Origin of the sequence: Treponema sp. JC4, assembly GCF_000260795.1 — a bacterium.
In the GTDB taxonomy this organism is placed as follows: domain Bacteria; phylum Spirochaetota; class Spirochaetia; order Treponematales; family Treponemataceae; genus Treponema_D.
Genome location: NZ_AJGU01000004.1, coordinates 60,436 through 76,056, shown reverse-complemented (window position 1 = coordinate 76,056; position 15,621 = coordinate 60,436). Strand labels below are relative to the sequence as shown.

Below are 15,621 nucleotides of genomic sequence, written 5' to 3'. Positions count from 1 at the left end.
GGCCTAAAACCTGAGGGCATCTTAAATAACTATATTCTAGTCATTATCTTCAGTCTCTACAAAGCTAGGCTCTTCAAGCTGAGATTCCTGCTCTTCTTCCAGGCGGCGGCGCTCAAGAATTTCATTCATCTGAGCATCAAGGTCGCGGTCGCTGTCGTCAAAGAGTTTGATATCTTTGTAGTTCTTAATACCAGTACCAGCCGGAATCATATGACCGATAGCAACGTTCTCCTTAATTCCGTGGAGACCGTCAGTTGCACCGGCAATAGCGGCATTTGTAAGAACACGTGTAGTTTCCTGGAATGATGCTGCAGAAATGAATGAGTCAACACCCAAAGAAGCTTTTGTAATACCCTGGAACATTGGACGACCAATAGCTGGCTGACCACCTTCCTCGATTACACGTCTGTTCTCTTCGTGGAACTTGTATTTATCTACCTGCTGTCCGAAGATGAATTTTGTATCGCCTACGGCAACAATTTCAATCTTGCGGAGCATCTGGCGAACGATAATACCAATATGCTTATCATTGATGTCTACACCCTGAGCGCGGTAAACGTCCTGGATTTCGTCCATCAAGTAGTTCTGAAGTGCGTTTTCACCAAGAATTGCAAGAACGTCCTGTGGGTTTGGAGAACCTACACAAAGCTGTTCACCTGCTTCAACATGGTCACCATCGCGAACGATCATTCGTTTTGTCATTGGAACAAGGTGTTCAAATACTTTTCCGAACTCGTCTTCAACAGTTACGATACGCTTACCTTTTGTAATTCCCTTGAATTTAACAAGACCAGAAATCTGTGCAAGTACACAAGGGTTCTTAGGTTTGCGGGCTTCGAACAATTCAGATACACGTGGAAGACCACCAGTAATATCCTGAGATTTCTGAGCAGCTTTTGGCATCTTAGCAAGGATAACTCCGGCTTCAACTGGAGCTTTATCTTCAACAAGAAGAAGAGCACCAGCCGGGAGGTAGTAAGTTCCAAGTTCGTTACCAGCTTCATCAGTAATCAAAATACGAGGCTGTTTTACATCAAGGTGAAGATCTGTGATGTAGCGCTCTTTTGAACCAGTCTGCAAGTCAACTTTTTCTTCCAAAGTTGAACCAACAAGTACGTCTTCAAAGTGGATGAAACCGTTCTGTTCAGCAATAATTGGGTCAGAGAATGGGTCGAATTCACCAAGAGGTTCACCCTTCTTAATCAAATCTCCAGCCTTCTTATAGATTGTAGAACCGTTTACGATTTCAATCTTCTGATCTTTACTTACAAGGTAAAGAGTTCCGTCTTTAAGCATTACACGGCCAGTTACAGCAGCAGCGATTTCTTTTCCACCCTGGTTAAGGATTGGAGTACCACGCATGATGTTTGTTCCGTCTTCAACAAGAACTTTGTCACCAGAACCAACTTTTACTTCGTCCAAAATGCGGATAACAGTCATGCTACCCTTACGAGTAAAGAGCCAGTTTCCGTTCTTCATTTCAACGTGAGTTCCAGAAATGTCTTTAAGGAAGGCGTTGAACTTAAGAACAATGTGGTTATCATCAGTTGTCATTTCGGCAGCACCACCCGAGTGGAATGTTCGAAGTGTCAACTGTGTACCAGGCTGACCGATTGACTGAGCAGCTACGATACCAACTGCTTCACCAATTTCAACAATCTTGTTGCGTGCAAGGTTCTTACCGTAACACTTAACACAAATACCGTGTTTAGCTTCACAGGTAAGTACAGTGCGGAGTTTTACCTTTTCTACACCGGCAGCTTCAATCTTCTGAGCCAGGTCATCATCAATGTACTGGTTTACATCGCAAAGGAGTTCGCCAGTTACTGGATGAACGACACGTTCGATTGTGTAGTGACCTACGATACGGTCTGCCAAATGTACTTTAATATCATCACCGTCTTTAATTGCGGCATAATCAATACCGTTAATTGTCTGACAGTCTTCTTCATTAATAACAACATCCTGAGCAACATCAACCAGACGACGAGTCATGTAACCGGCATCGGCTGTCTTAAGAGCTGTATCCGAAAGACCTTTACGTGCAGCATTAGTAGAAATGAAGTATTCGATAACCGAAAGTCCTTCCTTAAAGTTTGCACGAATTGGAAGTTCAATAATATCTCCGTTAGGCTTAGTCATCAAACCACGCATAGCGGCAAGCTGAGAAATCTGACCACGAGAACCGCGGGCACCAGATTTAGCCATCATCCAGATTGTATTGAAACCGTCTTTATCTTTTTCAAGATTAGACATCATAAGGTTTGTAAGTTTTTCGTTAGTACGAGCCCAGATGTTACATACACGGTTGTAACGCTCTTCTGCTGTAATAACACCCTTAGAGTACTGAGCGATGATATCTTCAACTTCTTTGTTAGAAGTATTAATCATTTCCTTCTTTTCATCAGGAACAAGGATATCATCCATACAAAGTGTTGCACCGTACAAAGTAGCGTTCTTGTAACCTACATCCTTGATTGCATCGTGCATCTGGATTGTAAGCCATGAACCCTTGTTGTGGTAAACGTACTCAATCATCTTCTTGAGTGATTTATCGAACATCTGGCGGTTAACGTATTCAACACCTTCTGGCATTGCTTCGTTGAATGCAAGACGACCTGCAGATGTTTCAATCAAATCACCTTCTTTAAAGTCCTGAGTTCCAGAAACGAATCCTTCGTCACCCTTAACTTTAAGAGCCTTTGAGTTGAATGAATCTTTTGGAGCAGGAACTTTAATAAGAGCCTGCCAGTCAATATTTCCAAGTTCTGCAGCAAGACGAACTTCATCAGGAGTAGAGAAACGTTTTCCTGTTCCTTTTGCGTTCGGTTTGATAGCAGTCATGTAGTAAATACCAAGTACCATGTCCTGAGATGGAGCAACGATTGTGTTACCGTTAGCTGGGTCAAGAAGGTTGCGTGCAGAAAGCATCAAAGTCCAGCATTCCATCTGTGCAGCCTGAGTAAGAGGTACGTGGATAGCCATCTGGTCACCATCGAAGTCGGCGTTGAATGACTTACAAGCAAGAGGGTGAAGCTTAAGAGCTTTTCCTTCTACAAGTACAGGTTCGAATGCCATAATACCAAGTCGGTGAAGTGTAGGCGCACGGTTCAACATAACAGGGTGCTCTTTTACAACTTCATCAAGGATTGCGTAAACTTCTGGAGATTCAGATTCTACGAGCATCTTAGCCTTTTTGATATTGAATACAACATCTTTATCAACAAGCTTTTTCATCAAGAATGGTTTGAACAATTCAAGAGCCATTTTTGTTGGAAGACCACACTGCCAGAGCTTCAATTCTGGACCTACAACGATTACAGAACGTCCTGAGTAGTCAACACGCTTACCAAGAAGGTTCAAGCGGAAACGTCCCTGCTTACCTTTGAGGAGGTCAGAAATTGATTTAAGAGGGCGGTTTGAAGCACCCTTAACTGCGCGCTTGCGTTTTGTGTTATCGAACAAAGCGTCAACTGCATCCTGAAGCATACGTTTTTCGTTACGGATGATGATATCAGGAGCAGAAAGCTGCTGAAGTCTCTTAAGACGGTTATTACGGTTAATAACACGGCGGTAGAGGTCGTTCAAGTCAGATGTAGCAAAGCGTCCACCATCGAGCTGAACCATAGGGCGAAGCTCAGGAGGAATAACCGGGATAACGTCCAAAATCATCCAAGAAACTTTGTTTCCTGACGCACGGAAGTTTTCAACCAGTTCAATACGGCGAAGAAGGCGCTTATCAGATTTAGCACCTTTTTCGATCATCTTTGCACGAAGTTCAGCTGCAAGTTCATCAAGGTCAAGGCGTTCAAGCATAGTCTTGATAGCCTCAGCACCCATGTCAGCTGTGAAAGCAGAACCAGCATAGTGTTCCAATGCTGTCTGATATTCTTCTTCGCTCAAAAGCTGACCTTTTTTAAGGTCTGTATCACCAGCGTCAATTACGATGTACTTTTCATAGTAAAGAACCTGGCGCAGAGCTGCCACCTGAAGGTCAAGCAAAAGACCCATGCGGCTAGGAACTGAGCGGTAGTACCAGATATGGCTTACTGGTGCTGCAAGTTCAATGTGTCCGGTACGTTCACGGCGTACTTTGAAGTGTGTAACTTCTACACCACAGCGGTCACAAATTACACCCTTATAACGGATAGACTTGAACTTACCACAGTAACATTCCCACTCTTTTGTTGTACCAAAGATTCTTTCACAGAAAAGACCGTCTTTCTCTGGGCGGAGAGTTCTGTAGTTAATTGTCTCTGGCTTTTTTACCTCACCGTAAGACCATGATTTAATAGTCTCTGGTGAAGCCAATTTTATCTTAAGACTGTCAAAGTCCTGTACATCACGCATTCTTGTCCTCCTTATCAAATCCGGAAGCTGCTTTATCAATTAAATCCTGATCACGTTCTGTAAGAGCAATCTGTTTACCCTTAGCATCATAAATAGTGAAATCAAGAGCCAAACCGCGCATTTCCTGAACCAATACGTTGAATGATTCTGGAATTCCAATTGGTGATGAAGGATCGCCTTTTACGATAGATTCGTAAATCTTTGAACGACCGTTCATATCATCAGATTTGATTGTCATCATTTCCTGAAGACAGTTTGCAGCACCGTAAGCTTCGAGAGCCCAAACTTCCATTTCTCCAAGACGCTGACCACCGAACTGAGCCTTACCACCAAGTGGCTGCTGTGTAACGAGCGAGTAAGGACCTGTAGAACGAGCGTGCATCTTATCATCAACAAGGTGATGAAGCTTCATAAAGTAGATAACACCAACGAAGATTGGGTTATGGAATGGTTCACCAGTCTGACCTGAGTGAACAATCTGTTTACAGCTGCGAGGGAGACCTGCTTCTTCGAGCTTGTCTGCAATCTGCTCCTGAGTTGGAGACTGGAATACAGGTGCTTCAAAGAACTGGTTGAGGTATTTACCTGCAATACCAAGCTCAGACTCCATAATCTGACCGATGTTCATTCGCGAAGGTACACCAAGTGGATTCAAACATACATCGAGTGGAGTACCGTCTTCGAGATAAGGCATGTCTTCAATAGGAAGAATACGTGCAACAACACCCTTGTTTCCGTGACGTCCGGCCATCTTATCACCTTCACGAAGCTTACGCTTGTTAGCGATAAGAACTTTAATTACCTTATCAACGCCTGGGTTCAAATCATCACCTTCAAGGCGGCTCATCTGCTGAATATCGATTACAACACCTTCAATTCCATGTGGAACGCGGAGTGAAGAATCGCGAACTTCTTTAGCCTTTTCACCGAAGATTGAGCGGAGAAGATTGAATTCTGGAGTTGTTTCTGTTTCTGATTTTGGAGTAACTTTACCAACCAGAATATCACCAGAACGAACTTTTGCACCAATGCGGATAATACCTTCAGCATCAAGGTTAGCAACAGCCTTTTCTGCAGTGTTAGGAATATCGCGTGTAATGCGCTCTGGACCAAGTTTAGTCTCACGGATTTCAACCTGGAATTCTTTAATATGGATAGATGTATACCAGTCTTCGCGAACTACGCGCTGTGAAATCAAAACAGCATCCTCGTAGTTGTAACCATTCCAAGGAACGAATCCTACAAGAATGTTGCGGCCAAGAGCCATTTCACCGTTGAATGTTGCAGGACCGTCGGCAAGAACGCTTCCTACCTTAACTTTTTCGCCTACTCCAACAGTTGGGCGCTGGTGGTTACATGTATCGTTGTTAGTTCTCTGGTATTTGAGCAATGGATATTCATCAATTGCACCAGATTCTGTCTTAACTTTGATGAGTTCACTTGAAACGTAAACTACTTCACCGTCATGCTTAGCTTTTACAAGAACACCTGAATCGTAAGCACATTTTCTTTCCATACCAGTTCCTACGTGAGGTGGTTCTGGGAAGAGCAAAGGTACACCCTGACGCTGCATGTTACAACCCATGAGCGCACGGTTAGCATCGTCGTGCTCAAGGAACGGAATCATAGATGCAGATACAGAAATTACCTGACGTGGAGAAACGTCGATGTACTGAACGTCTTTTGGTGAACGCTGAGTATAGTTACCACGGTTGCGGCAAGAAATTGTTTCTGTTGGGAATGTTCCATCCTCTTTCATACCAGGAACAATCTGTCCGATGTAGTATTTATCTTCATCAATAGCTGAAAGGTATTCGATTTCGTTAGTTGCCTTTCCGTCTACAACCTTGCGGTATGGAGCTTCAAGGAAACCGTAATCGTTGATTCTTGTGTACATAGCAAGAGAAACGATCAAACCGATGTTCGGACCTTCAGGAGTTTCAATAGGACACATGCGTCCGTAGTGTGAATAGTGTACGTCACGAACTTCGAAGCCGGCGCGGTCACGAGAAAGACCACCAGGTCCCAAAGCGTTAAGACGACGTTTGTGTGTAAGTTCAGCCAATGGGTTGATCTGATCCATGAACTGAGAAAGCTGAGAAGAACCAAAGAATTCTTTGATTGCAGCTACAATAGGTTTGATAGAAATCAAATCCTGTGGCTTCATTGTATCAGTTTCTTTAAGGCTCATGCGCTCTTTAGCGATGCGTTCCATGCGGGCAAATGCAGATTTAAGCTGATTTGTCATAAGTTCGCCAACAGAACGGATACGGCGGTTACCCAAGTGGTCAATATCGTCAATCTGCTCGTCACCAATGTAAACTTTAATCAAAGTCTTCATTGTGTTGATGATATCGTCTTTAATCAAAGTAAAGTCTTTTACATCATCAGAGTAGTCGAATTTTTTGTTGAGCTTATAGCGACCAACACGACCAAGGTCATAGCGGCGCTCAGAGAAGAACATAGAAGTCAAATCTTTTTCTGCAGATTCAACTGTCATTGGTTCACCAGGCTGAAGAACTGCGTAAACAGCTGCAAGACAATCTTCCTTAGTTGGTTCGTTATCAATAGAACCTTCTTTTACGAATTTTGCCTCTTCGCGGTCGAAACAGTTGATAATCATCTGAGAATCAAGAGAATTGTTCTTTTCTTCCTTGTTCAAAGGATTAGCACGTGTATCAAAGCGGATTACAGTGATTTTTTCGATTTTGTTAGCTACGAGGTCATCAACATCGTGAGCCTTAAGACGAGTTCCGGCATTGAAAAGACGTTTTTCTTCGCCGTTTTCATCTTTAATAAGTACAGCAGAAGCAAGAACCTTGTCGAACAATGCTTCTTTACTGTCGTTGTCAGATTTAACCTCAACGTCTTCTACATCGTAGAAGCAGCGGATAATTTCTTCGCGAGTTGAATAACCAAGTGCGCGGAGGAAAATAGTTCCGAGGATTTTCTTTTTGCGGTCAATCTTTGCATAAATGTATTCGTTTTTCTGGTCAATTTCGAATTCCAACCAAGATCCGCGGTAAGGAATGATACGAGATGAGTAAACACCCTTGTCGTGGCAGAAAATTACACCAGGCGAACGATGAATCTGAGAAACAACTACGCGTTCAGCACCGTTTACAATAAATGTACCACGGTCTGTCATGAGCGGAATGTCTCCCATGTAGATATCTTTCTGAAGGATTGCTCCTGTCTGAAGGAAATTCAAGTTAATTCGGGCTTTTAAAGGAACAGAGTAAGTTACACCTTTCTGCTTGCACTCAATTTCTGAAAATTTAAGGTTTGCCCAATCCAACTCATAAAACTCATACTCCAATGACATGTCGCCATTTGGGCTTTCAATAGGGAAAGTAGAATTGAAAACGTCCTGAAGTCCCTGATTCAAAAGCTTTTCGCCGTTCTTAAGTCTTTCTGACTGAAGAAAGCTTTCATAAGATGATGTCTGGATTCCAATAAGGTTTGGCACATCCATTACAGTCTGGATGTCTTTACCGATGTACTGACGGTTGATAGTCCGTGTTTTTGCGAACATCAGCTTCTCCTATAGATTTATAAATTCAGATGTAGTCTGCTACATGCTGGAAACTCCGCACAGCACAGAAAACTCTGATTTTTTGCTATATCATGTTGTAAAAATGGAAAATGTAAAAAGTCGTTTTATACGACAAAAGGGATATCCGGTAATTTCTTACCGGATACCCCCTGTTTTACTGCTTTTTAGCAGCTATTAAGCGCATTTGCTACGCTTATTTCTTAGAAGCTTTACCACCAGCTTCTTCGATCTTCTTAACGATTTCGTCAGCGTCAGCCTTGCTTACGCCTTCTTTAAGAGCCTTTGGTGCACCTTCAACCAAAGCTTTAGCTTCACCAAGTCCGAGACCTGTGATTTCGCGAACTGCTTTGATAACAGGGATCTTTTTAGCTGCATCGAATGATTCGAGAGTTACTGTGAACTCTGTCTGTTCTTCTGCACCACCAGCTGCACCTGCTGCTGCTGGACCTGCTGCTACTGCAACTGCTGCTGTAACACCAAATTTTTCTTCCATTGCTTTAACAAGCTCTGAAACCTCGAGAACTGACATGTTTGCGATTGTCTCAAGGATGTCTTCTTTTGTAACTGCCATATTGTCTTCCTTACAATAAAGTATTTATATTTTGCAACCTTTCGGCTGCCGCAGTTGACCTCAACTGAGGTACTCTGCATTTTTTCCACACTAACAGTCAGCAGTTATGAAGCCTGAAAATGTGGAGAGCAGCTGTGCTGCTCATGTTCTATAGCAAAGCGTAAAGAAAAATGCGAGAGCATTTTTTAGCTTTACTTACTTTGTTTCTAAAACTTACTTAGGTTAGTTGGCACCCTCTGCTGTCTTTTTGTCCACGTAAGCCTGCAAAGTAGCTGCGAGCTTCTGAACAGGACCGTTCATTGCAGACATAAGCATAGCAATAAGCTGCTTCTTTCCAGGTACCTTTGAGAAAGCTTCGATCTTTGCAGCATCGTAAACTTCTTTTTCTACATAAGCACCTTTTACAGTCAAAGTAGGAGCATCTTTTGCAAAGTCAAAAAGAACTTTTGCAACTTCGTTAGCATCCTCTTTTGCCATTGCAATTACAGTAGGACCTTTGAGGTAGTCAGCAACATTTTCTACTTTCATATCCTCAAAAGCGATACGTGCAAAGTTATTTTTCATAACTTTAAGAACAGCGTTTTTTTCGCGGAGTTTGTCGCGAAGAGTTGTGATCTGTTCTACTGTAAGACCACGGTAATCAGCAAAGATGAAGTCGTTGTATTCACCAAGAACTTTCTTTGCGTTTTCAATAGCTTCTGCTTTAGCAGGCTGAATTTTCTTTGCTTTGATTGCCATTATTCACCATCCTTATAGTCAACCCAAACGCCTGGGCCCATAGAAGAACTAACAGATACTGACTGAACAAATCCAGCAGCAGATCCAGCAGGCTTTTTACGACCGATTTCAGAAAGGAGAGTCTTAACGTTCTCAACAACCTTGTCTGTGTCCATAGAACACTTACCAACAGCAATGTGAACGATTCCAGCTTTATCAGCGCGGAATTCTGTACGACCTTTCTTAAGTTCAGCAACAGCCTGAGCTACGTTTGGAGTAACAGTTCCAGTTTTTGGGTTTGGCATCAAACCTTTGCGACCAAGAACCATACCAAGACGACCTACATCTTTCATCATATCAGGTGTAGCAACACAAACGTCAAATTCAAGCCAACCACCCTTTACTTTTTCGATGTATTCATCAGAACCAGCGTATGTTGCACCAGCATCCAAAGCTTCTTTTACTTTGTCTTCCTTACAGAAAACCAAAACTTTCTTTTCGCCACGGAACTGATTTGGGAATACCAATGTATCACGTACAGTAGCGTTTTTCTCAAGACGGAGAACAACGTGAGCTTCTACAGTCTCATCGAAGTTAGCAAACTTCATGTCCTGAACCATTTTGCAAGCTGAAGCTACATCATATTTCTTTGTAAGATCATATTTTGCAAGAGCTGCGCGATATTTCTTTCCATGTTTCATATTACTGCTCCACCTCTACACCCATACTGCGAGCAGTACCGGCAATGATTTTCTTTGCTGCTTCGATATCGTTAGCGTTGATATCTGGCATCTTTGTTTTTGCGATTTCTTCAAGAGCTGCCTTAGACAAAGTAGCAACCTTGTCGCGAAGAGGATTTCCAGAACCCTTTTCGATTTTTACTGCCTTCTTAATAAGAACTGCAGCTGGAGGAGTCTTGAGGATGAATGTGTAAGATTTGTCCTGGTAAACTGTGATTACAACAGGAATAATCAGACCTTTTTCCATAGACTTTGTACGGTCATTGAACTCCTGAACGAACTTAGGAGCTGAAACACCGTGAGGTCCAAGAGCTGGTCCGATTGGAGGAGCTGGTGTAGCCGCCCCTGCAGGACACTGCAATTTGATTACAGCTGTGACTTTCTTTGTAGCCATTTTATGTCTCCCAAAAATTGGTGTGGAAGTTCACAAAGGAATCTTCCTAACGAGATGTCTATGTCCAACGGACTTTCATCTCTCCCAAAAACAGGATTAAAATGGTTTGTATTTGGGATACAAACCCCTGAATTTGCCAAACAACATTGAATAAATACAAAGGGTGGTTTTGCCCACAAAGAAGCCCAACCACCGCTGCATTTTATTCTAACAAGTAGGTAAGCCTAAAAAATGCGGTGCATTTTTCTTAACGGCTTGCTATCAATCAAGAAGAAGCATAGCTTCTTCCCTCATTATTTAGTCTTCTCAACCTGCAAGAAGTTTACTTCTACTGGTGTTGAACGACCAAAAATCTGAACTTCAACCTTAAGCTTTTCTTTTTCAAGATTGATTTCTTTAATTGTTCCAGTAAATGATGCAAATGCACCGTCTGTAATTTTAACAACATCGTCGATATCGAAAGACTGACGAACGTGAACTTGTTTTTCACCTTTGATAATTCCAGACTTCTGCAAAAGACTCTTTGCTTCATCAGGGCGGATTGGAACTGGGCGGTCATTGCGGCTTACATTACCAACAAAGCCTGTAACACCCTGAATCTTATAAAGTTTTGTACAAGTTTCTTTCCAGTTGAGTTCAGGAAGATCCATCTCAAGAAGAATATAACCTGGCAAAAATTTATTCATGCGTGTACGTTTTTTGCCGTCTTTAATTTCAACAACTTCTTCAAGTGGAACTTTTACATCAAGAACTACGTTAGGATCGATTTCTGATTTTTCCAGCAAAGATTTGATAGTACGTTCGATTTTTCCTTCGTAGCCTGTATAAGCGTTAAGAATATACCAACTTCTAGACATCTCTACGTCCTATTTCATTAAGAATCTGAAAACCTGAGTGAATGCCAAGTCAAGCACACCAAGCAGAACAGCAACAACAACAGTTGAAATAATTACAACTTTAACAGAAGAAAATACATCTTCCTTTGTCGGCCAATCAACTCTTTTCAACTCTGCTTTGCTTTCGCGAACAAACTGTACTAATTTTGACATATCATTAATTCCTTAAAAAATCAGGGCAGGCAGGATTTGAACCCACGACAGGCGGTTTTGGAGACCGCTGCTCTACCAACTGAACTACTGCCCTATATATTTAATCCCGGCGAACCGGTAAAAATATTAAAAATTATTTTGCTTTTGTTTCTTTGTGCAAGATAGACTTACGGCAGAATGGACAATACTTGTTCTTTTCCAATTTACCTGTGATGTTCTTGCGGTTTTTGTAAGTTGTGTAATTCTTTCTCTTACACTCTGTACACTGCAAAGCGATGATTTCTACAGCGCCCTTTTTCTTGCTAGCCATTTATTTACTCCTGTGTATAAATTCAGTTTAGCCCATTTGCAGAATCGAACTGCAGACCTCCACATTACCGATGTGGTGCTCTACCAACTGAGCTAAAGGGGCAAATTCGCACTTCTGCATTTGCTATAAAAAACGTGCGTTTTATGAATATAAAGAAACACGGGTTTTATGTCAATAAATTCAATCAAGAATTTTCGAAAATTCATCTTGTTTCTTTATGAATTCTACATTATTTTTAACCTATTGAAAAGATAGTTAGGAAGTAAAAGCAAAAGCGGGTCCCAGCGATACGCAAGGGGCGTGATAATTTAGATACAACTGTCAGCTATTTTAGCCCCTTGCTAACGTCCCACTTTTGCTTTTACCTTCATAAAAATATTGCGGAGTTACAAAATGACAATAGACATGCTTATCGATGGTATTCTTGATTCTTATCACCGCTACGGTTTAATTAATAGAAGCGATTCTGATTCCTTCCCTAACCGCCAGAACGTTGTGGAAATTCTGGGAGACATTCAGACTCTGGTATTCCCAGGTTTTAAGAAGGCAGAAGATATTGACCCGGTAAATATCCGCTACGTAACCGGACAGAAAGTTAACAACGTAATAGCAAAGCTTACAAAAGAAATCCAGAAAGCACTTATCTATACCCTTACCACAAAAGCACAGTCAGACTGCCGCCAGAATCCTACAAACTCAAAATGCTTCCAGCTGGCAGAAGAAGTTGCCACAGGCCTTATAGAAGAAATCCCGGAAATCCGCCGCAAAATTCAGAAGGATGTAATTGCCGCCTTTAACGGAGACCCGGCCGCAAAAAGCAATGAAGAAGTAATTCTTTCATACCCGGGCCTTGAAGCCATTCTTGTTTACCGCATCGCCCACTATCTTTACGAAAACGGAGTTCCAATTGTTCCACGTATTATGAGCGAGCACGTACACGGAAAAACCGGAATCGACATTCACCCGGGCGCAAAAATCGGCGAGTCTTTCTTTATTGATCACGGAACCGGTGTTGTTATCGGCGAAACCTGTATAATAGGAACAAATGTTAAGATTTATCAGGGTGTAACACTGGGTGCCCTTAGCGTAAAGAAGTCTCTTACAGGCAACAAAAGACACCCTACTATAGAAGATGATGTAACAATTTATGCCAACGCTACAATCTTGGGCGGTGAAACTGTCATTGGAAAAGGTTCTACAATCGGTGGAAATACCTGGGTAACTAAATCAGTTCCTGCAAATAGCGTAATTACTCAGGATTAAGGTGAGGGGAAAGCCTTCCCCTACCGAAAATCGAAAATCCGTTAAAAATCGAGCTGCGACAGCGGGTCGATTTAGGATTATCGATAAAAATGGTTCGTCGCGAGACTAGCGAGCGATGCGGCGGCACTTCGTTGCGGGCTACCCTCTCGCATAAGGGGTTGCACCCCTTAAAATCCCTGCTTATCAGTTAAAAAAAACACGCTTCCCAGACAGTAACACTAGAAGGGAAGCGTGCCGACCAACATAGTTGGTCATCGGAGAGAGTTTATCAGCTTATTTACAAGCTGATATAAATATAACTTGCATATTTTTCGTTGTCAACAAAATTTTTCATAATTTTTTGTTAATAGATGAACGTTAAACCAATTTTTATCATCATTTAATTACCTTCTTAGTAAATTCTCAAGAATTACCCCTATCCTGCCGATAAACAAATGTCGGAGTCTGTATTTTTTTTCAAAATATATGCTGCGACAGCTTTAGAATGTTGTTTAGCAAAGTTTTTGGAAAACAGAAAACTAAATTTCTCATCTTTTTCTCTTTGATTTGCGCCCTGTGGGGAAAGCTATGCGCTCAGGACATGGTAATTCCTATGGTAAAAACGCCATTCCCGGTTCACGGAGCAACCTGGAACAAAGACGGAACAATTTTTGCCTACACAGAAGAGAATAATATTCTTGTGCGCGATGGAAATGAGTATTCCCTTCTGCAATCCATTCAGACAGAAAACGGTAACCTTCAGTTCATGGAATTTACCCAGGAAACAAAAGGAAACGGCGACCAGCTGGCAACCCTTTCAGAAGAAAACACCCTGGAAATCCGAATTCTGCCGAATGAAACGCCTGTAAATGCGGCTCAATCAGATGCGGCAAACTTCCCTACGGCCATGGCCTACAACTGGAACGGTAACTACCTTGCCACCGCCGACACAGGCAACTGCATCTACATTTACATGCAGAACTACATGACAGAAACTTTGATTGAACGAAAGAGCCAGGTGCTGAACAAGCCCGCAAAGAGCCTGCATTTCAGCCCCGACAACAAATATCTTGCAGTGGGAGCCGAAGATAATCAGATTTACATTCTGGACGTAAGCTCCGGTCACGTACTCTACTCCATGCTCTACCCGAGCGAAATGAACGTCACGCCGATTTTTACAAAAGACAGTAAGGGAATAATCTATCCGCTGAAGAAAAAGCAGGTAGTAATAACCGATTTTTACGGAAACGTCAGCAGGATTATAAAATCCAAAAAGCCAATCCGCTCTCTAAGCCTTTCGCCGGACGGCGATACTCTTATTTTAAACTGCGCAGACAACCAGTTCTACTTTTACAGCATGGAAACCGGAAAATATTTAGGTTACATTCCGCGTTACAGCCATGCAGAACTCACCTGTTACGCATTTGACAACAACGGAAAAAAACTGCTTCAGGGGTATAGAGACGGTTGTATCTATATATTGGATGTGGATGATGTGTTCCTGCTTCCGGGCGAAAAGCCGCCTGCCTTTAAGCTTTATGTTGCAGATGACAGTACCAGCCTGAAAGGTAAAAATCTTGATCCTAAAGACCTCGAAAATCAGCGCGGTGCGCGCCGTCCTTATTTTAAAAGCGGACATCAGATTGTAATAGATTCAAGCTTTGCAGTCCTTCCAACACCTTACATGATAGCTGTCTCTGCCGGAATCGGTTACAAAAACTATAAATGGCTTAAGCCTTTCTATATTGGAGCTGAAGTAGAACCTTTTATTGGTTTCCCTACAAGTCAGTTCCCTTACACATATAAATTACGCGGAGGCTCAATTGAAAGTCCTCTTTTAATGGGCATGAAAGTTTATGCCCCTGTTGGTTTTGCTATGAAGCCTTGGAGTAACGATTGGGAAGTTTTCGGTGAGGTGCTTTTAGGAAGCTCTCTCTGTCAGCTTTGGGATCGTCAGTTCGGGGATTCAAGAATAACAAGTAAGGTTTTTCCATCATTTTATATTGCCGGAAAAGTTGGACTCGGATGGAAATTTATTTCTTTGTCAGTTCGCGGAGAATATGACACGATTCTACAGTTCTCGTTCAGCGCAGATGTAGGAATCAACATCAATCTTCCAGGAGGTTAAGGAGGGCAAAACGTGAATAAGCTTCGTTTTGTAGTAATTCTGCTGCTCCTGCTTCTGGTGATTGGATGCTCGAACAGCGTTCAAACGATGCTTGATGACTACAATTCAAACTTTACAATCACACATGCTGTAGATGACGGTACACAGCCATCTCCTGGAGACCCGGATTTTGTGGCAAGCGAAATGCTTTTCCCAATCTACTATGTTTCCAGTGTGGACACGCTGAATCTTGCTGCTCCGTATAACTGCAGGTCGTATACCTGGGTTTTGACAGACCCTGAAGAAGCTTATGACCCGGCCGTTGGACCAACCGAAATTGATCTGGTTATGTTCAATGACACCGACAGGGTTTCCCGAACGTTTGTCGCCTATATTCCAGAATCGCTTGATAAGGGAGTTCTGGAAATTGGTAAGACCTATAAACTGACTTTGACAGTTACGGAGAAAAACGAGGAGGCAAAAAGTTACACGGACATCGCAGCAGTCGTAATTTATAAAAATTACGATTTCTAATACATGGCAAATACCATGTAAAAAAAAACGGCGAAAGCCGTAAAAAATTTA

General features: G+C 42.2%; 12 protein-coding genes and 2 tRNA genes. 3 read left to right on the top strand and 11 right to left on the bottom strand.

What is annotated here, in order from left to right; translation table 11 throughout:
• Positions 1–36: 36 nt before the first annotated feature.
• The 11 genes from rpoC to MSI_RS03485 all read right to left on the bottom strand — a co-directional run bounded on the left by rpoC (position 37) and on the right by MSI_RS03485 (position 11,789).
• Positions 37–4,350 (bottom strand): DNA-directed RNA polymerase subunit beta', encoded by a 4,314-nt coding sequence (gene rpoC, locus MSI_RS03535; protein ID WP_009103787.1) that lies wholly within the window; start codon positions 4,348–4,350, stop codon positions 37–39.
• A complete protein-coding gene (gene rpoB / locus MSI_RS03530) occupies positions 4,343–7,885 on the bottom strand; it encodes a DNA-directed RNA polymerase subunit beta (RefSeq protein ID WP_009103785.1) in 3,543 nt (1,180 codons plus the stop codon). Before rpoB ends, rpoC begins: the two co-directional genes overlap by 8 nt.
• A gap of 214 nt (positions 7,886–8,099) precedes the next feature.
• Positions 8,100–8,477, bottom strand: coding sequence for a 50S ribosomal protein L7/L12 (rplL, locus tag MSI_RS03525; RefSeq protein ID WP_009103783.1), 378 nt, complete (start codon positions 8,475–8,477; stop codon positions 8,100–8,102).
• Between the two features lie 222 nt (positions 8,478–8,699).
• Complete coding sequence (gene rplJ, locus MSI_RS03520) at positions 8,700–9,215, bottom strand: 50S ribosomal protein L10 (protein ID WP_009103781.1); 516 nt, start codon at positions 9,213–9,215, stop codon at positions 8,700–8,702.
• On the bottom strand, positions 9,215–9,895 hold the full coding sequence (gene rplA / locus MSI_RS03515; protein WP_009103779.1) for a 50S ribosomal protein L1: 681 nt from the start codon (positions 9,893–9,895) through the stop codon (positions 9,215–9,217). Before rplA ends, rplJ begins: the two co-directional genes overlap by 1 nt.
• A gap of 1 nt (position 9,896) precedes the next feature.
• Positions 9,897–10,328: a 50S ribosomal protein L11 gene (rplK, locus tag MSI_RS03510; RefSeq protein ID WP_009103777.1), complete on the bottom strand. Its 432-nt coding sequence runs from the start codon at positions 10,326–10,328 to the stop codon at positions 9,897–9,899.
• Between the two features lie 293 nt (positions 10,329–10,621).
• Positions 10,622–11,185 (bottom strand): transcription termination/antitermination protein NusG, encoded by a 564-nt coding sequence (nusG, locus tag MSI_RS03505; protein ID WP_009103775.1) that lies wholly within the window; start codon positions 11,183–11,185, stop codon positions 10,622–10,624.
• 9 nt (positions 11,186–11,194) lie between these two features.
• A complete protein-coding gene (secE, locus tag MSI_RS03500; protein ID WP_009103773.1) occupies positions 11,195–11,377 on the bottom strand; it encodes a preprotein translocase subunit SecE in 183 nt (60 codons plus the stop codon).
• A gap of 21 nt (positions 11,378–11,398) precedes the next feature.
• Positions 11,399–11,471, bottom strand: a tRNA-Trp gene (locus MSI_RS03495).
• Between the two features lie 39 nt (positions 11,472–11,510).
• A complete protein-coding gene (gene rpmG, locus MSI_RS03490; RefSeq protein ID WP_009103771.1) occupies positions 11,511–11,687 on the bottom strand; it encodes a 50S ribosomal protein L33 in 177 nt (58 codons plus the stop codon).
• A gap of 29 nt (positions 11,688–11,716) precedes the next feature.
• A tRNA-Thr gene (locus MSI_RS03485) sits at positions 11,717–11,789 on the bottom strand.
• Between the two features lie 291 nt (positions 11,790–12,080).
• Here MSI_RS03485 and epsC point away from each other — a divergent pair.
• The 3 genes from epsC to MSI_RS03470 all read left to right on the top strand — a co-directional run bounded on the left by epsC (position 12,081) and on the right by MSI_RS03470 (position 15,570).
• On the top strand, positions 12,081–12,950 hold the full coding sequence (epsC, locus tag MSI_RS03480) for a serine O-acetyltransferase EpsC (RefSeq protein ID WP_009103769.1): 870 nt from the start codon (positions 12,081–12,083) through the stop codon (positions 12,948–12,950).
• Between the two features lie 484 nt (positions 12,951–13,434).
• Positions 13,435–15,057, top strand: a complete 1,623-nt coding sequence (locus tag MSI_RS03475; RefSeq protein WP_009103766.1) for a WD40 repeat domain-containing protein — start codon at positions 13,435–13,437, stop codon at positions 15,055–15,057.
• A gap of 12 nt (positions 15,058–15,069) precedes the next feature.
• Complete coding sequence (locus MSI_RS03470) at positions 15,070–15,570, top strand: hypothetical protein (protein ID WP_009103764.1); 501 nt, start codon at positions 15,070–15,072, stop codon at positions 15,568–15,570.
• The last annotated feature ends 51 nt before the right edge of the window (positions 15,571–15,621 follow it).